Annotated in this window: 16 protein-coding genes; 7 read left to right on the top strand and 9 right to left on the bottom strand. The window is 31.4% G+C overall.

Features of this window, described 5'->3' with window-relative positions:
- Positions 1–5: 5 nt before the first annotated feature.
- Both QBK95_RS13010 and QBK95_RS13005 read right to left on the bottom strand, forming a co-directional pair.
- Positions 6–980, bottom strand: a complete 975-nt coding sequence (locus QBK95_RS13010; protein ID WP_280934423.1) for a hypothetical protein — start codon at positions 978–980, stop codon at positions 6–8.
- 31 nt (positions 981–1,011) lie between these two features.
- Complete coding sequence (locus tag QBK95_RS13005; RefSeq protein ID WP_280934421.1) at positions 1,012–2,463, bottom strand: MBOAT family O-acyltransferase; 1,452 nt, start codon at positions 2,461–2,463, stop codon at positions 1,012–1,014.
- A 702-nt stretch (positions 2,464–3,165) separates the two neighbouring features.
- On the opposite strand from QBK95_RS13005, the gene QBK95_RS13000 reads away from it, so the two are divergent.
- From QBK95_RS13000 to QBK95_RS12985, 4 genes are all read left to right on the top strand, one after another.
- The gene (locus QBK95_RS13000) at positions 3,166–4,299 is read left to right on the top strand and encodes a DegT/DnrJ/EryC1/StrS family aminotransferase (protein WP_280934419.1); all 1,134 of its coding nucleotides are present in this window, start codon (positions 3,166–3,168) and stop codon (positions 4,297–4,299) included.
- Positions 4,296–6,224, top strand: a complete 1,929-nt coding sequence (locus tag QBK95_RS12995) for a polysaccharide biosynthesis protein (protein ID WP_280934417.1) — start codon at positions 4,296–4,298, stop codon at positions 6,222–6,224. The genes QBK95_RS13000 and QBK95_RS12995 overlap by 4 nt, the downstream gene beginning before the upstream one ends.
- Positions 6,225–6,308: 84 nt before the next feature.
- Positions 6,309–7,100 carry a polysaccharide biosynthesis/export family protein gene (locus QBK95_RS12990; protein ID WP_280934415.1) on the top strand — a complete coding sequence of 264 codons (792 nt, stop codon included), beginning with the start codon at positions 6,309–6,311 and terminating at the stop codon, positions 7,098–7,100.
- A 44-nt stretch (positions 7,101–7,144) separates the two neighbouring features.
- A complete protein-coding gene (locus QBK95_RS12985; RefSeq protein ID WP_280934413.1) occupies positions 7,145–9,460 on the top strand; it encodes a GumC family protein in 2,316 nt (771 codons plus the stop codon).
- On the opposite strand, the gene QBK95_RS12980 is transcribed toward QBK95_RS12985, so the two are convergent.
- The 5 genes from QBK95_RS12980 to QBK95_RS12960 form a co-directional block, all read right to left on the bottom strand.
- Positions 9,457–10,191 (bottom strand): tyrosine-protein phosphatase, encoded by a 735-nt coding sequence (locus tag QBK95_RS12980; protein WP_280934412.1) that lies wholly within the window; start codon positions 10,189–10,191, stop codon positions 9,457–9,459. The genes QBK95_RS12985 and QBK95_RS12980 overlap by 4 nt on opposite strands.
- Before the next feature lie 172 nt (positions 10,192–10,363).
- A complete protein-coding gene (locus QBK95_RS12975; protein ID WP_280934410.1) occupies positions 10,364–11,098 on the bottom strand; it encodes a head GIN domain-containing protein in 735 nt (244 codons plus the stop codon).
- A 21-nt stretch (positions 11,099–11,119) separates the two neighbouring features.
- Complete coding sequence (locus QBK95_RS12970) at positions 11,120–12,220, bottom strand: DUF4097 family beta strand repeat-containing protein (protein ID WP_280934408.1); 1,101 nt, start codon at positions 12,218–12,220, stop codon at positions 11,120–11,122.
- Positions 12,201–12,761, bottom strand: a complete 561-nt coding sequence (locus tag QBK95_RS12965; RefSeq protein ID WP_280934406.1) for a hypothetical protein — start codon at positions 12,759–12,761, stop codon at positions 12,201–12,203. The genes QBK95_RS12970 and QBK95_RS12965 overlap by 20 nt, the downstream gene beginning before the upstream one ends.
- Complete coding sequence (locus QBK95_RS12960) at positions 12,758–13,309, bottom strand: RNA polymerase sigma factor (protein WP_280934404.1); 552 nt, start codon at positions 13,307–13,309, stop codon at positions 12,758–12,760. Before QBK95_RS12960 ends, QBK95_RS12965 begins: the two co-directional genes overlap by 4 nt.
- A 220-nt stretch (positions 13,310–13,529) precedes the next feature.
- Between QBK95_RS12960 and lon the strand changes: the two genes are divergently transcribed.
- A complete protein-coding gene (lon, locus tag QBK95_RS12955) occupies positions 13,530–15,980 on the top strand; it encodes an endopeptidase La (protein WP_280934401.1) in 2,451 nt (816 codons plus the stop codon).
- Positions 15,981–16,059: 79 nt separating this feature from the next.
- Here the strand turns inward: lon and QBK95_RS12950 are convergent, their stop codons facing one another.
- Positions 16,060–17,094 (bottom strand): rod shape-determining protein, encoded by a 1,035-nt coding sequence (locus QBK95_RS12950; RefSeq protein WP_280934400.1) that lies wholly within the window; start codon positions 17,092–17,094, stop codon positions 16,060–16,062.
- Positions 17,095–17,429: 335 nt separating this feature from the next.
- Here QBK95_RS12950 and porQ point away from each other — a divergent pair, with 335 nt between their 5' ends.
- Both porQ and cmk read left to right on the top strand, forming a co-directional pair.
- Positions 17,430–18,449, top strand: coding sequence for a type IX secretion system protein PorQ (gene porQ, locus QBK95_RS12945; protein ID WP_348637339.1), 1,020 nt, complete (start codon positions 17,430–17,432; stop codon positions 18,447–18,449).
- A complete protein-coding gene (gene cmk / locus QBK95_RS12940; protein ID WP_280934396.1) occupies positions 18,449–19,144 on the top strand; it encodes a (d)CMP kinase in 696 nt (231 codons plus the stop codon). Before porQ ends, cmk begins: the two co-directional genes overlap by 1 nt.
- Here cmk and QBK95_RS12935 read toward each other — a convergent pair.
- Positions 19,141–19,401 carry a hypothetical protein gene (locus tag QBK95_RS12935; RefSeq protein WP_280934394.1) on the bottom strand — a complete coding sequence of 87 codons (261 nt, stop codon included), beginning with the start codon at positions 19,399–19,401 and terminating at the stop codon, positions 19,141–19,143. The genes cmk and QBK95_RS12935 overlap by 4 nt on opposite strands.
- Positions 19,402–19,529: the final 128 nt, after the last annotated feature.

Genomic DNA, 19,529 nt, shown 5'->3' with positions numbered 1-19,529 from the left:
CTTTATTAATATTCTTCGAGCACCCTATTTTTATGGATATATTCAACAATAATTTTAGCGACTATATCTCTACCGTGATTGTTCCAATGTCGATCATAAATTAATGTGGTAGAACGATCTGTAGCTTCCATTGATTTAGAAAAATCAATATAATTAAAGTTGTTTTGATCCAAATATTCTAGAAAGAGAGGTTTGGTAGCATTTGCATCCAACAAAAGTGTAAAGCGATCTTTGTCAAATCCATATTTAGAAACTAAGCTTTCAAAATTAGATAGATATTGTAGTTCTTTTTTTTCTTGAATTTTTAAAGCTTCCTCTTTACTAATTTGTTTTTTCTTTGGTACTGGCCTGAAACGATTGATGATCTTATATCCTAGTTTCTGTATTGGCGCTAAAATTCCTATACTATTACAGTATATAAGTAATTTACTTTTTCTTATAAGTTTATTTACAGGAGATTGCAATGCTAAACGGCTATGTACAATATGGTATTCATTCCTTGTTAAATCATTCGAAAATTTGATCCCTAATATGACATGATCTATTGCATCAAACTGATCCTTATATGCGTATGTTAGGTGCAGTTGATCAGCAAAATCATATCCAGCATATCCATATTCATATACCTCTATTCCAGTTAAGGAATTTTCTATTTTTTTACCAATTGAATTATAGTAATCCTGATGAAACCCTTGTATAAATGAATCTCCCACAAGCGCAATTTCAATTTTATCTTTGCTAGGAGTAAACTCTCGATATGAATTATAACCAGAATTATTGATATGATATTCAGAGAAGTTTTGCCTTCTGTTACCTGTAACGGCATATCCATTTTGATTAGGCACCCATTTTTCTACCTTGTTTTTGTCAACAAATCGGGTAGGAGTATCTCTACCTAAATGAAATACTCGCACTAATAGCTCTAATGAAATAAGTATTAGAAATACATACAAAACGCTCTTCAGTATAAGTTTTTTCATTGTATTTATGTTATTAATAATCGATGTTGTTCTAGAATTGGAAATAAATAAAAGATCTATCTATATTATCATCAAAGAATAAAAGCATACATAAAATTACGATAGTGTAGGCTATAAACCTTACGATTTTAGATTTGAATTTGAATGGGGATCGTTCATCTCTTCTAATTCTAAACTCATAAAGAATAAAAATTCCTAATAAAATAAAATAATCAATCATACGATATCCTAAAGGATGCTCATATATTTCAAAACTAAAATTATTGTATATCTGTGTTAAAAATCCAAAAGCATCTGTAATTGATTCTGATCTAAAAAATACTCTGGAGAACGTTACTAATGAAAATGTAAGAAGTATCTGTAATAGCTCTTTTATAGAAGGAAACCAACTATGTTCTGCTACTACATTATTCATATAAATACGATTTCGTCCCAATAAGAAAACAGGAATATATAAAAGCGCGTGTATAGCACCCCAAACTATAAACGTCCAATTGGCTCCATGCCAAAAACCACTTACTAAAAAGATAATGCAAATATTTCTTACCGATTTTAGTTTGCTAACTCTACTTCCTCCAAGAGGAATATATACATAGTGACGAAACCATGTAGATAGAGATACATGCCATCGTTGCCAGTATTCAGCAACATTTCTTGAAAAACTTGGAAACTTAAAGTTTGACATGAGTTCTATACCAAATAATTTGGCGGTTCCTATTGCAATATCCGAGTATCCGCTAAAATCTCCGTAAACCTGAAAACTAAATAATGTAACACCTAGTATTAACGTTGAAGCAGGATAATCACTGTAATTCAAGAAAATATCATCTACTATTGGAGCAATCGAATCCGCGATCACCACTTTTTTGAACAATCCCCAAAGAATTAACTTTAATCCATCTGTACATTGGGTATAGTTAAACGTTCTTTTGGTTGTTATTTGTGATAGTAAATTAGAAGCTCTTTCAATTGGACCAGCAACCAATTGTGGGAAAAAGCTAACGAATGTGGCAAATGAAATAAAATCTTTTGTTGGAGCTAATCTTTTATAGTAAATGTCTAAAGAATAAGACATTGTCTGAAAAGTATAAAAAGATATCCCAACAGGGAGTATGATTTGTAATGTCCATGAGCTTTGTAGTTCATATCCAAAAATTGTGACAAAATCTACCCAGGATTCTATAAAGAAATTGTAATATTTAAAAAAGCCTAGAAGGCCAATATTAAAAATAACACTAACCCATAACCAGATTTTTCTCTTTTTATTCGAGTCGCTGGCATGAATGGATTGGCCAACAAAGTAATCTACCGTAGTACTTGCGAGAATAAGAAACAAAAATCGCCAATCCCACATCCCATAAAATAAATAACTTGCAACAAGAATAAAAATATTCTGAAGTTTCAGGTTTTTACGAAAGAAGAACCAGTATGCAATAAAAACTACTGGAAGAAAAATAAAAAAGTCTAAAGAATTAAATAACATGTATTACATTAATATAAAATTCGAGGGAGTTAATTGAATCAGAATTAAATAATATATAATTCTGTTGTTTTTTAGAAGCCTGTAAATTTTAGGTATTTAATTTAATAAATCAAGAATTATTGTCTTTTTTTTATAAATCCTAACTACTAGATGCTGAAACTGCTGTTTTTTGATTCAGACAAAGGGGAAAAACACCTATAAATTAATAGGTAATATCCTAGTGATTTCATCAGATTTTACTATTATAATTGTAGTGTTCTTTTTGAATGAGGTGTAGTAGGAAATTACGGTAGTGTATTTTTGTAAATGTTAGTTAAAAAACGTTAAAAATTATAGTATTTAGATGATTGGTTAAACAAAACCAAGGATTCTGTAGGTATTTACTTGTACTAATTGTCAGATTTCATAGTACTTTTCTTACGGTAAACCCCTTGTTTGATGATTTATTTGAAAGCAGTTATGCTCTTAAACGCATTTTTTAAGTATTCCATCTAAAAAATTAATTTTTCTAACGATATTAAATTAAACTAAACTATTTTAGTGCTGGTTAAAGCAAGTAAGAGTAAAATACAATTTTTGGAAGTGCTACCCCCTTCTTCCTTACATTTTATTAGATTGTCATGAAAAGAATGTCGACAGATGTAACAACGTATGTTACAATTGTCGGGGATAAATTATTGTTCATTATTAATGGGGAAAATTATGAATGCAGTAGAATCCAAGAGAATATGGCTTTCTTCACCACATATGGGAGGAACGGAGCAAAGCTATGTGAAACAGGCTTTTGATACGAATTGGGTTGCACCTTTGGGACCTAACGTAGACGGTTTTGAAAAAGATATAGAAAATTATCTTGGCGAAAACAATTTTGTAGCAGCGCTTAGTTCTGGTACAGCGGCTTTACATTTAGGTTTAAAACTTTTAGGTGTTACACGTGGTGATGAAGTATTATGTCAAAGTATGACATTTGCTGCTTCGGCAAATCCAATAGTGTACTTAGGAGCAAAACCTATATTTATAGATAGTGAAGCCCAAACCTGGAATATCTGTCCAGAACAATTAGAAATCGCGATAAAAGATAGAATTTCAAAAGGTAAAAAACCTAAAGCTATTATAGCAGTGCATTTATATGGGATGCCATACAATGTAGATGCTGTTCATGAAATAGCTTCAGAATACAAAATTCCAGTTTTAGAAGATAGTGCAGAATCATTAGGAAGTTCGTATCACGGAGTTAAGTGCGGAACTTTTGGAGATATAGCAATACTATCTTTTAATGGTAATAAAATAATTACAACCTCAGGTGGAGGAGCATTGATTGCTAAAAAACCTGAGCTTAAAGAAAAGGCTATTTTTCTTGCTACTCAAGCCAGAGATAATGCTCCGCATTATGAACATACCGAAATTGGTCATAATTATAGGATGAGCAATATCATTGCTGGTATAGGAAGAGGCCAAATGGAAGTATTAGACAAACACGTAAATAATAGAAGAAATAACTTTAATTTTTATAAAAATAATTTAGGGAATTCTCCTGAAATTAAATTTTTAGAAGAACCTGCAGGTTTCCATTCTAATAGATGGCTTACCTGTATAGAGACCACTTCTTATGAACTAAGAGAAGGTTTAAGGTTAACATTAGCAAAAGAAAATATAGAATCCCGACCACTATGGAAACCCATGCATCGTCAACCAGTTTTTGCTGATTGTGATGCGTACCTCAATGGAATTTCTGATGACCTATTTGATCGAGGACTTTGCCTACCCAGCGGGTCTAATCTTGAAAAAGAAGATTTATTTAGAATTGTATCGGTAATTAAAAATGTATTGAGATGATTAAGGATTACATAATTAATAATTCACATAAACACGCGTCTAAGTGGCTTGTATTATCTATTGATATTGCAATTACTATTTTTAATTTCTTTTTGGCGTATGTGGTTAGATTTGGTATAACACTTAATTTTGACACCACTAATTTAATATATCAAATGCCAGTAATGGCGGTATTAGCAGGTGTTAGTTTCTTGCTAATAGGTTCTTATAAAGGAGTAGTTAGACATACTGGAATGCGGGATGCATATAACCTTTTTCTAGCAGTGACCGTCCTGATATCATTAAGTGGTGCTTTAATGGTCTCTAGTAGGTTATCGTTGATACCAGAACTTCTTAATATTCCTGTGTCAATTATTTGTGTACATTATTTATTAAATATTATAACACTCACAACTAGTCGATTAGTGTTTAAATATTGTTATCATTATGTGAAGTCTAAATTAGGTGACTCTTCAAGAATTATGATATATGGAGCTGGAGATTCTGGTTTGATAACGCTTGCAGCTGTTACCAATGATTCTCATAAATCAGTTACTGTAGTTGGTTTTATAGATGATAATCCTCAGAAAATTGGTAAAACAATTAATGGAATTAATGTATATAATTCAAAATCAATAAGTCAAAGTTATATTACAAAAAATAATATTACTGAGATTATTGTTTCGATTCCGCATATTGATAAACAAAGGTTATCTGAAATTTCTGATAAACTACTTAATTTATCAGTGAAAGTAAAGATTATACCAGCCATAAATGATTGGATTGATGGTAAACTAAAGGTTTCTCAGATAAAACAGATTCAGATTGAAGATTTACTGGATAGAGCTCCAATTGCTTTGGAGAATCAAAATATAAAGAAAGAACTGCTTGATAAGGTTATTCTTATAACGGGAGCAGCTGGATCTATTGGAAGTGAAATTGTAAGACAAGCTTCTTTTTATAATTATAAGCACTTGGTGTTGGTAGATCAGGCAGAATCACCTTTGTATGACCTTCAACAAGAATTGTTAAGTAAAGGAGTTAGCAACTTTACACCAATTGTAGCTGATATAAGAGATCATCAACGTATTGAAACGATCTTCGAAAGATTTAAGCCTAATATGGTATTTCATGCTGCCGCTTACAAGCATGTACCATTAATGGAGAATAATCCTTGCGAAGCAATTAAAATAAATGTACTAGGGACAAGAAAATTAGCGGATTTATCATCAGAATATGGAGTAGATAAATTTGTGTTTGTTTCTACTGATAAAGCGGTAAACCCAACAAATGTAATGGGTGCAACCAAAAGAGTTGCAGAAATGTATATAAAATGCTTGCATAAAACTAGCAAGACTAAATTTATTACAACAAGGTTTGGTAATGTACTTGGATCTAATGGTTCTGTAATTCCTTTATTTAAAAAACAAATAGAAAAAGGAGGACCATTAACGGTTACGCATAAAGATGTAACCCGTTTCTTTATGACTATACCAGAAGCTTCTCAATTGGTGATTGAAGCAGGAACGATGGGGAATGGAGGAGAGATCTTTATTTTTGATATGGGTGAATCAGTTAAAATATTTGATCTGGCTAAAAAAATGATCAGATTATCAGGATTGAATTACCCTAATGATATTGATATAGAAATTACAGGTCTAAGACCAGGAGAGAAATTATATGAAGAACTTTTGGCTGATACTGAGAATACATTACCAACATATCATAAAAAAATTATGATAAGTAAGTTTGATGATACGGACTGTCATTTAGTAAAAGATAAAATAGAAGATCTTTGTATTATGAATCTATTTAATCAAGATCATCAAATTGTTGGCAAACTTAAAGAAATTGTACCAGAATTTATTTCTAAAAATTCTACCTTTGAAAGTATAGATATAAAGAATAACGAAGACCAAACCAGAAAAGAGGGAGTGTTAGTCTAATCTACATTTTCAAAATAATTACAACAAACAATAATATTATTATATTTTTGTTTGTTGTTTGAAATAAATTAAAGCATTTATCCTATGCAATTGTACAAATTATTCATTTTACTACTAGTATCAACATTTGTTTTTTCTTGTAAAACACCTACAGATGTAGTGTATTTTCAAGATTCGCAAAACTTAGAAAAAGTTTCTTCAAAAAATTCGTTTACACCCGTTTTTAAAGTTGATGATATTGTAAGTATTTTGGTTTCTGCTACGGATATGGATGCTGCTAGACCATTCAACTTAATGCAAGGAGCATCATTGCCTATATCAGCGGGAGAATCTGGAGCTACATCTTCAGGAACTTCTTCACCTGAACCAACCTACCTGATCGATGAGAATGGTAATATTGAATTTCCAGTTCTAGGTAAATTAAAAATATCTGGACTTACTCGAGTACAGGTTAAAGATATGATCAAAGAAAAATTAAAAATATACATAAAAGATCCTATTGTAAATGTTCGTCTTAAGAACTTTAAAATAACCGTAATTGGAGAGGTGCAACGACCAGGTTCTTATACTATTCCTAATGAAAGAATTACAATTATAGAAGCTTTAGGTTTAGCAGGAGATATGACAATTACTGGAAAGAGAGAAAATGTAATGGTAATAAGAGAGGATGATGGCGTAAACACATATCATAGAGTTGATCTTACTTCAAAAGCAATATTTGATTCTCCTGTGTATTATTTGGCACAGAATGATGTATTATATATAGAACCCAATACAGCAAAGGTGAAAAGTTCTGAAAAAGATAAAAATGTTGTAGGACTCGTTTTAAGTATTGTTGGAGTTACTCTTTCTGCGTTAACGCTTATTATAAGATAAAAAGAGATATGGTTTCTGATAATAATCGTGAGAATACTAATTTTATGAGTTCTCAAAAATCTAGCTTTAATCTTAAAGATGAAATAGCAAAATATCTTAAGAAATGGTATTGGTTTGTAATTAGTGTATCTATCTTTGGAACACTAGCATATCTTCATATTAGATATACAATTCCTCAGTACAATGTCTCTGGTACTATTCTAATTTCTCAGGAAGAAAGTGTGAGTAAATCAGAACTTGCAGCGTTTAAAGATCTCGGTTTACTAGATAACACGAATAATAAAATAGAGAACGAAATTCAGATTATTAAATCTAGAACGTTGATATCAAACGTTATAAATAATCTAAAGCTTAATGTTCAGTATTTTACCAAAGGAAGGATCTTAGAGATAGAAAATTACCCAAAATCTTTGGTAGAGATTAATTTCCTATCTGATGATTCTATTGTACATACCAAGTCAAAAAGTTTTCGTGTTTTAATTAATTCAAATACTGCTTTTTCTTTTGTTGATGTAGATGGGAAAAATATAAGCGATCACTCGTTTGGAAAAACCATTAATACTACTGTTGGAGATATCGTAATAACACCTAGTGTAGAGGATATAGCATCTCATAAAGGAAAAATTATTCATATCAAGATCAGTCCTGTAAGATACCTTACTCAAAGTTATAGGAATAAATTATTGGTTATTTCTAAGGGTAAAGGTTCTTCTATTGTTACTTTATCATTGAATGATCCAGTTAAAGAAAAAGCAAAGGATATTATAAATAATTTAGTAGAAGAATATAATAAAGCTACTATAGAAAATAAAAAACAAGCTTCTGCAAGGACAGCTGGTTTTATAAATGAAAGACTGGATTTGATTGCGGGAGATTTGTCTGAAGTTGATGATGAAGCAGCGGGTTATAAGTCCAAATTTGGATTAACTAATGATGTAGAGGCGCAAACACAGCGAGTTGCAGATATAGATTCTAGAAATGTTCAGGAAATTAATAGATTAGAAACCCAGTTAAGAAAAATAGAATCTACAAGAAGATTTATTCTTAGTCAAGATGGTAAGTTTGATTTATTGCCATCTACATTAGGTTTTGACGATCCTTCTATATCATCTACAGTGGCCCGTTATAATGGATTGATAAGTCAGAGAAAAAGACTATTGAAATCTTCTAGTGAACAAAATCCAGTTATTGTTAATATAGATGAAGAAATTAATTCTTTACGACAAGGATTGATTGCAAGTTTAAATGGCGTGAGAAATTCTATTAATATTGGCCTAAATAGTTTAAGAACTCAGGACAAATATTTTAGTGGTAAATTATATAACGCACCCATACGACAAAAAGAATTAACTGCAATTGGTAGAGAGCAAGGGATAAAAGAACAATTATACCTTTATTTATTGCAAAAAAGAGAAGAAGCTGAAATAACTAGTCATGTAACAGTTTCTAATGCTCGAGTTATTGATAAAGCCACTACATTAGGTTCATATCCAGTTTCTCCTAACAAAAAAATGATTTTTTTGGCGGCGATTTTCTTTGGATTTGCACTTCCTTTTTTGACAATATATTTATTCGATCTATTTAATACGAAAGTGAATTCGAGAGAAGATCTGGAAAAGACACTTTCGATGCCTATTTTAGGAGCTATCCCTAAAACCAAAACTAAAAAGAGTAAAATTATCATTTCTAGAAATAGTAGATCATCTATTGCCGAAGCTTTTAGAATTCTTAGAACCAATTTAGGATTTTTAATGGCAGGAACAAATAAAGAATCTGGTAAGGTTATTTTTGTAACATCAACGATTTCTGGAGAAGGGAAAACGTTAGTTTCATCAAATCTGGCCAAAACCCTTGCTATATCAGGAAAAAAGGTAGCCTACCTAGGAACTGATTTTCGAGATCCTAAGTTTCATAACTTCTTTGAATTGTCTAAAGGAAAAGATACTCCTGGATTTACCAACTTCATCATGAACTCAGATATCAAACCTGAGGATGTAGTCTATAAGCAAGGTGAAAATGACCCTCTTTTTGTAGTTCCTTCGGGAGCGATTCCTCCTAATCCTGCAGAGTTATTAATGAATGATAGGGTAAAGGAAATGTTTGATTATTTAGAATTAAATTATGATTATATCGTAGTAGATACTGCACCAGTGAGTCTGGTTACGGATACGTTACTTATAGGGCATTATGCAGATTTAAGTATATATATTGTAAGAGAAAACTATTCTGATAAAAGAATTTTGCAAGTACCAGAAAATTTCTATAGAGAGAAACGCTTGCCTAATATGGCAGTGCTTCTAAATGCTGCTGGTGATAAAGTTGGCTATGGCTACGGTTATGGTTATGGAGCTAAAGATTAAGCAAAAACATTATTTTTTTTCATCAGTGATGAAATTTGATCTGCATATCTAGAAAGAAAACCTTTTTCCAAAATTTCGAATTGCTGATAATTATGTACATCAGAACCTGCAAAGTCTAAGAGGTTTTCGGAAAGTAATTTGATAGCCGTATTTTTTACTTTTTCTCCATAATATCCAGAAACAGAAAGCAAATTAAGTTGAAATAAGAATCCTGATTCTTTTAGATCAATAAATTTATTAATATGATCTTGGTAAAAAGTATAACGTTCAGGATGTGCAAGAATAGGAGTAAAGCCAGCTAATTTGATCTCAAACAAAATTTCGTTGAGATTAATCGGTGGATTAAATGTTGACATTTCGACAAGTATATATGTATCATGCAACGGAATAATATCTTTCTCTTTGACTTTTTGATAGAACAAGTCATCTAGCATATATTCTGCACTTACTTCTAAGCTTACCTTAATATCTAGCGCATTTAATATATGATTCATTTCAGTGTGTTTACTGCGTATGATTGTAGATGTATTCGGCCACACGTCTTGCATCACGTGTGGAGTCGTAATAATTTTTTTTACACCTAATTTCTTGAACTGTTCAATAATATAAGCTGATTGGTATACCGTTTTTACACCATCATCGATATTAGGTAATAAATGAGAATGAATATCCACATAACCTTGCGGTAGTATTTCTTTAAGTGGAATTTCTTTTTTTGATAAAAAATGCAACGCGCTAATTATTGATTTGGGGTAAATTAAGGATGTAAGACTCTAATTGAATAAGTATTACTTGTAATTTACTATGAGTTTCTAACAAAAGTAAAGATTATTATACGTAAAAAAAACTGCCTAAGAAGTAAAACTCCTTAAGCAGTTTCCAATTATTGAAATATGCTTCTTATTAATGTTTTGTGATATCTCCAGATCCAGATACTTTTTTATCTTCTTTTTCTGGGTTACCTTGATAGTCAATATCTCCAGAACCAGTTACTCGTGCTTTTAATGAGTAGGTAGATGTTACTTTAATATCTCCAGAACCAGTTACTGATGCATCCACATTTTTAGCTTTTAAATCATAAGCTTTAACATCTCCAGAACCAGTTACATTACACTCTAAATTTTCTGCAATACCTTTTAAGGTAAGATCTCCACTACCTGATACAGAACTTTCAAGTTCATTTGCTTCTACTGCTAATCGTACATCTCCTGATCCAGAAACACTTGTTTTAAACGAATTAGCTTTAATAGTATCATCAGAGAAAACATCACCCGATCCAGATAAACTTACTTTATTTAAATCTCTAAACGGAACCGTTATCAGGAGTTGTTTACCTCTACTAGTCTTTAGATAATACCCTTTTTTTACATAAATTTTAAGAGCTTCTCCTTCAATCTCCGTAACTATATATGGAATAAGGTTACTTTCTCCTTCAATTTTAATTTTCCCTTCGGTTCCAGAAACTAGTGATACATCTAGGCTTCCTTTTACCTTTACTTGGTCATATTCCGATAAACTTCTGGTTTTGGTAACTTCATTGCCATCGCCTTCTATTTTTTTACCGTTTCCCCACCACTGTGCATGTATTGATGTTATACTGCATAATGTTACGCTTAAAATAATTAGTACTGTTCTCATAATTGATTGAATATTTGATGATTAATTTTTTATAAGTTTTACCCCACCATAACTGGTAGATATATTAATAGTATTTCCGCTATTTTTTTGCCCATGATAGCCCTGGTAATTTTTACTCGAGTTTTCTTTATTCTTTTTCATAATGTTTATACCATCGTCCAGATTAATGCTACCATATGATGTTTTAATTACAAAATCAAAATTAAGGCTAGATTCATATCCGATACTAACTCCCGTATAATCGGTTCTGATATTTACATTTTTTGTTGTAGATTCTAGATTTTTAATTTGAATAGAACCATAATCAGAATTGATATTAACTCCACTGCTTACGTTTCCTATGTTGGTATCTAAATAATCACCATTTCCTCTGAATTCACCAACGTTTTCCACTTTTAAACTTCCATAATCACAATTGTAATTGAGGGTTTTAACGGCTGTAATTTTTGATTGGGTATAATCTGCATTGAGTTGTATTTGTCCTCCTTTTTTTAGTGTAAAATCAGAGTAATCTGCATTGATTTTTCCGTTTTTCATGGAGTTTATAGTACTGTTATTAGTGTAATCTATATTGATGTAACTTTCATTACCCATTAAATCTCCTATAATAATTTGCCCATAATCACAGTTGATTTTTGCATCCCCATTAATTTTGTCTAGCGTAATACTGCCGTAATCGTTGTTAAGATCAATACTATTAGTAATAGGAACCTTTATAGTGTAATTAATTTCCATTTTTAAATTATTTCCACTCCAACTATCCGAAAATTTGGACCACCATGATTTTCCTTCTTTATTAAAAGTTGTTCTTGCACTTACTAGTTGAGAAGAGGCTTCAAAAACTACATCAATATTTTCTAATTTTTTGAGTACTTTTTCTTCATCATTTCCATTGACTTTAATGTTGATTTCCAGTACAACTCTATTCTCGTTCCAGGACGTGACATCTAGATTTCCGTAATCATTACTGATCTTTAATAGAGCATCGCTATTTACAGAATACTCCTTTTTTAAAGATTTTTCTTTAGTGTATTTGCCCTTCATTTTTGTATCTCCATTACCAAGAGTAATGGCAGGAATTAGAAATACCAAGCAAATTATATTATAGTATATTGTTTTCATTTTCTGATAATTTTAATGTGTTGATGTTGTTAATTTTTTCTAATACATCTTCTAATAGCGAAGCTCGCTTTTGAAAATTTGTGATCATAGCACTGATTACGCGTTTATCATTACTACTCTGTACAAGATCTTTTTTTAGAATTTCATAATTCGATTCTAATTTTTCTAATTGCTTCATAGCATCTGCAACTAACTCATTTGTTTCTACAGATGAATTTTTGTTGATTTCTTCTAATTGCGTTTGTATGGCAACGGTAAAGAAATTTTGTGTATCCTCCATTTGCGGAGAAACACTTGCTAAATCAGCTTCTTCTTTTGGATTAAATGAAGCTATAGATATGATACTAAAAAGTACCGCTATGGATGCTGCTATAGCTAAAGGTTTCATCCAATTTCGTTTTTTAGGTTGCAATACAATTACATTGTTTTGCTCTTGAAGCTTTTCTAAAAAACGTATCTTATGATCAGCTGATGGCTCAAATAAATCGAGTTGATTTTCCATACGTTTAAATAACTTTTCTATTTCATCCTCTTTTTTCATACAACCTGTATTTTTTTTCGTAAACTTTCTTTTGCGCGAGAAATAAGCGTACGACAATTAGAATACGATATATTCATAATTTCACAAATCTCTTCATAATCATATCCTTCAATAAGGTGCAATGACAATGCTGTACTATAACTTTCTTTCAATTCTTTTAAAGTACTTAAGACTGTGTTTGCTCTGATACTAGTTAAATCTTCTCTTACAACCCCTTCTGTTTCATCTGTAAGTGCATATTCTACGGTTTCTAAAGGGACCTCACCATATATATTGCGCTTACGAGATATTGTAAGACTAGAATTAATTACTATTCTTTTTAACCAAGAACCAAACATTTTACTATCCTCTAACATAGATAGTTTTGTAAATGCTGTTAAAAAAGCTTCTTGCATAACGTCTTCAGCTTCGGCAGAATCTTTTATAATCCTATAAGCTGTATTGAACATAGCTTTATAATATCGATTATAAATTTCCATCTGTGCCCCTTGATCACGTCTACGGCATTTCTCAACGAGTTCCTCAGTATTTAGTTTGGTTAGTGTCAAAAACTTCAGTTTACTTTACATAAAGATATAGATAGATATGTTTTGTTACAGTTTTAAAAATATTTTTTTATTTGTTTATGGCATAACAATTGAAATATCTAAGTAGAATCAAACGTAAATAGCTTATTTTGCTGGTATTGACGATTCTTAAATTGATTTAATCTAATTTTTAAAGAAATGCTGTTTTGACCTAATGACAAAATGGCTTTGATATATACTTATGACAAAATCCAAATTAACAACTCTTGACAGTTTGTCATTGCAGGGAATAAATGAAGATGCAGAATTAATACCTTTAATGACTCCTGAGGATGAGGAAGAAATAGATAAAGAAGATTTACCCGAGATACTACCTATCTTACCATTAAGAAATACAGTACTGTTTCCTGGTGTTGTAATTCCAATTACTGCTGGTCGAGATAAATCTATAAAGCTTCTTAATGAGGCTAATGTAGGTAATAAAACCATTGGTGTAGTTTCGCAAAAAGAAGAAGATGTAGAAAATCCAACATCTAAAGATATCAATAAAGTAGGAGTGGTGGCGAGAATTCTAAGAGTTCTTAAAATGCCTGATGGAAATACAACAGTAATTTTACAAGGAAAGAAAAGATTTAAAATAGATGAAATCTTAGAAGAAGAACCTTATATCAAAGCTAAAGTGGTAGAAGTTCCTGAAAATAGACCTTCTAAAGAAAATCAAGAATTCAATACCATCATTGATTCTATCAAAGATTTAGCACTTGAAATAATAAAGGAAAGTCCTAATATTCCTTCTGAGGCATCTTTTGCCATAAAAAATATAGAAAGTAACTCCTTTCTAATCAATTTTGTTTCTTCTAATCTTAATCTTCCCGTAGAAGAAAAACAAAAAATACTAGAAATTGATAGTATAAAAGATAGAGCCCTTGCTACACTGAAATATATGAATCTTGAGTTTCAAAAGTTGGAACTTAGAAATGATATTCAGAATAAGGTACAGCATGATATGAGCCAACAACAACGTGAATATTTTTTACATCAACAGATGAAAACTATTCAGGAAGAGTTAGGTGGTGTATCTCATGAAGATGAAATAGAAGAAATGCATCTTCGTAGCAAAGACAAAATATGGAATGAGGATGTAAAAAAGCATTTTGATAAAGAATTATCTAAAATGCGTAGAATGAATCCTCAGGTTGCAGAGTATTCTATTCAGCGTAATTATCTGGATTTATTCTTGGATTTGCCTTGGAATGAATTTAGTACAGATAAATTTGATCTTAAACGTGCTAAAAAAATATTAGATCGTGATCATTATGGATTAGATGAAGTTAAAAAGCGAATTATAGAATATTTAGCAGTGCTAAAACTTCGTAATGATATGAAATCTCCTATTTTATGTCTTTATGGACCTCCAGGTGTAGGTAAGACTTCGTTAGGAAAATCAATCGCTGAAGCTTTAGGTAGAGAATATGTAAGGATATCATTAGGAGGATTACGTGATGAAGCAGAAATTCGAGGTCATAGAAAAACATATATAGGAGCTATGCCAGGTAGAATTATCCAAAGCCTTAAAAAAGCAGGTACAAGTAATCCTGTATTTGTTCTGGATGAAATAGATAAGCTTTCAGTAGGAAACCAAGGAGATCCTTCTTCGGCGTTATTAGAAGTATTAGATCCTGAACAAAATTCTGAATTCCATGATAATTTCCTGGAAATGGGATTTGACCTTTCTAAAGTAATGTTTATTGCTACCTCTAACAGTTTAAATACGATACAACCAGCCTTACGTGATCGTATGGAAATAATTAATGTTACTGGATATACTATTGAGGAAAAAGTAGAGATCGCTAAACAACATTTACTTCCTAAGCAATTGGTTGAACATGGACTAGATAAGTCACACCTTAAGATAGGAAAAGCACAGTTAGAAAAAATTGTAGAAGGATATACTAGAGAATCTGGAGTACGTGGTCTTGAAAAACAGATTGCCAAAATGGTACGATATGCAGCAAAGAATATCGCTATGGAGGAAACCTATAATGTTAAAGTAAGTAACGAAGATATTATTGAGGTACTAGGCGCTCCTAAGTTAGAACGCGATAAGTATGAAAATAACGATGTAGCTGGAGTAGTAACTGGTTTGGCCTGGACAAGTGTTGGAGGTGACATTCTATTTATAGAATCGATACTTTCTAAAGGAAAAGGAAGCTTAACCATTACTGGTAATCTAGGTAAAGTAATGAAAGAATCTGCTACTATCGCTATGGAATATATAAAAGCGAATGCTGATATACTAGGGATTAATTCTGAAATATTTAGTAATTATAATGTGCATATCCATGTTCCTGAAGGAGCTACACCAAAAGACGGACCCAGTGCAGGTGTAACTATGTTGACATCTTTAGTTTCTTTATTTACACAAAAGAAAGTAAAGAAAAGCCTTGCGATGACAGGAGAAATCACATTAAGAGGTAAGGTATTACCAGTTGGTGGAATTAAAGAAAAGATTCTAGCTGCCAAAAGAGCACATATCAAAGAAATATTACTTTGTGAAGATAATAAAAGAGATATTGATGAAATAAAAGCAGAATACCTTAAAGGTTTAAAATTTCATTATGTAAAAGAAATGAGCGAAGTACTTGAGCTAGCATTAACTAATAGTAAGGTTAAAAACGCTAAGGAGTTATAAATAGGATAGCATTGTAAATTCATATAGAAAAGCTGATCAATATTATCTGATCAGCTTTTTTTATATTATTAGATTTTTTTTAAACGTTTTTGATTAAACAGCTGGTATATCTATTCAGGTTTTTTAATACCATTTCACTTCCTTTTACTACAACCTCTAACGGAGTTTCTCCTTTGTATACAGGTAATTCTGTGATTTTAGAAAACCTTTTATCAAGTCCTCTTAACATAGAACCTCCTCCAGTTAGAAAAATACCAGTATTATAGATATCAGCTGAAATCTCGGGAGGCACAGTGGCTAAAGTTTCCAATACTGCATTTTCTATTTGAGTGATTGATTTATCTATGCTACGAGCAATTTCTTTATAAGAAATAATTACTTGTTTTGGCTTGCCTGTCAGTATATCTCTACCTTGTACCTTAGTTTTTTTTGGAGGAGATTCTAATGATTCGATAGCAGAACCAATATTGATTTTAATTTTTTCTGCTGTACTTTCACCTATATGTAAGTTATGCTTTTCTCTTACGTATTGTATAATGTTATCATTAAATACATTTCCTGCAACTTTAACCGATTGCCCAGAAATAATTCCTCCTAGTGTTATTACTGCTATTTCTGTAGTACCACCACCAATATCTACTACCATATTGCCTTTAGGTTGCAGTACATCAATACCTGCACCTATAGCAGCTGCCATAGGTTCCGAAATAAGATATACTTGTTTGGCATTGAGGCGTCTTGCAGATTCTTTTACAGCGCGCATTTCTACCTTGGTGATTCCACAAGGTATTGCAATAATCATTTTATAAGATTTTACAAAAATAGCTGTGCTTAATGAGGATAATCTTTTGATCAGAATTTTGAGCATCTTTTCCGATAAATCAAAATTTGCAATGACTCCATTTCTTAAAGGGTATAATGTCTTAATGTTTTTATGAATTTTACCTCTCATTGAACTAGCTTCTTTACCAACTGCGATTATTTTTCCGCTAATTCTATGAACCGCTATAATAGTAGGAGCATCTATAGCTATTTTTCCTTTATGTGTTATAAGTGTGTTAGTTGTGCCTAAATCTACCGCTATTTTTTCTGTTAAAAAGTCAAAAAAGCCCATGATTGTGTGTTAAGTTAGTATTGATTTGAGTTGTTTGCATTCATATTAATTTAAGAATATGAATGCAAATGGTTGCTAAATGATAATAACTCATTAATGAATATAATATTGTTGATTATTTTGTAAGTGCTTGTTTAGTAGTTAAATATGTTTTTGAGCAGTTGGTCTGGTTTTATTCTTTTTATAAAACAGTACAAGAATATGTAATGATATGAGTTTATATATTGAAATTTTATACTACCTATTTTGATAGCTCTTATATTTTATTTGGAGTCTTGTAAAATTTTTATCACTAACTATCGTTTTCCAGATAGTTTCTTTTATTTTTGCTGCTAATGATGCGTAACTATATATTTCTGGTAATAGTTCTTTTTACCACATTAAGCTATTCACAAATAGGTGGTAGATATACTTATCAATTCTTGAATTTGGTTTCTTCGCCAAGACAAGCAGCATTGGGTGGAAAGTATGTGACTGGTTATAACATGGACCCAACATCTGCGATGCTTAATCCTGCATCGATTAATATCGAGATGGATAATCAATTAGCAGTGAACTATGTGAATTATATTGCTGATGTTAATTATGGTTCAGTATCTTATGCAAAAGCATTCGGAGAAAAGAAAAGAGTTTTTCATGCTGGGATTACATATATTAATTATGGTAGATTTGATGGCTTTGATGAATTCGGAAATGAAACTGGAGATTTTGGGGCAGGAGAAGTAGCAGTTTCAGTAGGATATGGATATGCTATTCCTAATTCAAATTTTCATGTAGGTGCCAGTGGGAAATTCATCTCTTCGAAATTAGAAGAATTTACTTCTATAGGAGGTGCTCTGGATTTAGGATTAATCTATCATAACCCAGAGACCAAATTTGATTTTGGATTTGTGGTTCGTAACTTAGGAACTCAGTTTACTACCTATGCAGATACTAGAGAGGATTTGCCTTTATCTGTTGATGCTGGAATTGCTCAAACACTTAAAAATGTACCAATTCGCTGGAATTTCACATTAGAGAACTTGCACGTTTGGGATATTGCTTTTAGAAACCCTGCACGTGATCTTACAGATTTGGAAGGAAATGTAGAAGAAGATGACCCTAGTTTTTTTAACAACGCACTAAGACACGTAGTATTAGGACTGGAATTTTTCCCTGAGAGTGGATTTAATATTCGTTTAGGATATAATTTTAGAAGGTCAGAAGAATTAAGAATCGAAGATCAACGATCTTTTGCAGGTCTTAGTGGAGGTATAGCACTAAAACTAGGTAAATTTAAGTTTGCCTATTCATATGCTCGTTATAACTCTGCAGCTTCCTCTAGTACTTTTGGTATTAATGTAAACCTTCAATAGTGAGTAAAAAGATAATAATTGCAATAGATGGTTATTCTTCCACAGGAAAAAGTACAGTAGCTAGACAATTAGCTAAATCTTTGGGATATATTTATGTGGATACTGGAGCAATGTACCGTGCGGTTACACTGTATGCGATGCAACATAATTATATTGATGATACTCATTTTGATAAAGAGGCTTTGGAGCAAAGCCTTCCACTAATTAATATTAGATTTGAAGTTAGTTCCACAACGGGTCTTGCAGAAGTATTTCTTAATAATAAAAATGTAGAAAAAGAAATTAGAACATTAGAAGTATCTAGAAAAGTAAGTCCAGTAGCAGCTATTTCTATGGTACGTAGAAAATTGGTGGAACAGCAACAGTTAATGGGGAAAGATAGAGGGATTGTAATGGATGGTAGAGATATAGGCACTGTAGTTTTTCCTGATGCTGAGCTTAAATTATTTATGACGGCTACAGCAAAAGATAGGGCAGAACGTAGATATAACGAACTTTTGGAAAGAGGAGAAAAAGTTACTTATGAAGATGTTCTAAAAAATGTAGTTAATAGAGATCATATCGATAGTACAAGAAAAGACTCTCCGCTTCGCAAGGCCGAAGATGCTATACAGATAGATAATTCAAACCTTACCTTGATCGAACAGTTTGATCAAATTTTGAGTATAGCGAATAAAGCAATAGCTAACAGTTAATTTTCACTTATTGTTTTCATAATCGTTTTAAGCTTCTTATCTGAATTAATTGTGTAGAATTCACGACTTTCGTAAAAGGTGTATGCTTCTTTCTTATATTCTATTAATTCTGTAAGTTCATTATTACCTTGTATAATTAATACACGATTAAGTTTAAGTACATTATCACCGATTTTTCGATACATGATGATATTGGGGTCGTTAACCTCAGTATTAAGTTTTTTAAGTACAATTTTATACTTTTTCCCATTATTCATAACTACAAGGTTTGGATTTTCAAAAATTAACTGAGTTTTCGACAAACATTGTCCATAATTAGTAATGGAAAATAGTAAAAAGCATAGTAGTAGATTTTTTACCATAACACATTATTTTGTAGTATTTA

This window comes from Aquimarina mycalae (genome assembly GCF_029906345.1).
Lineage (GTDB): Bacteria > Bacteroidota > Bacteroidia > Flavobacteriales > Flavobacteriaceae > Aquimarina.
The sequence above is the reverse complement of the archived record's forward strand: the minus strand, read 5'-3'. Positions and strand labels throughout refer to the sequence as shown.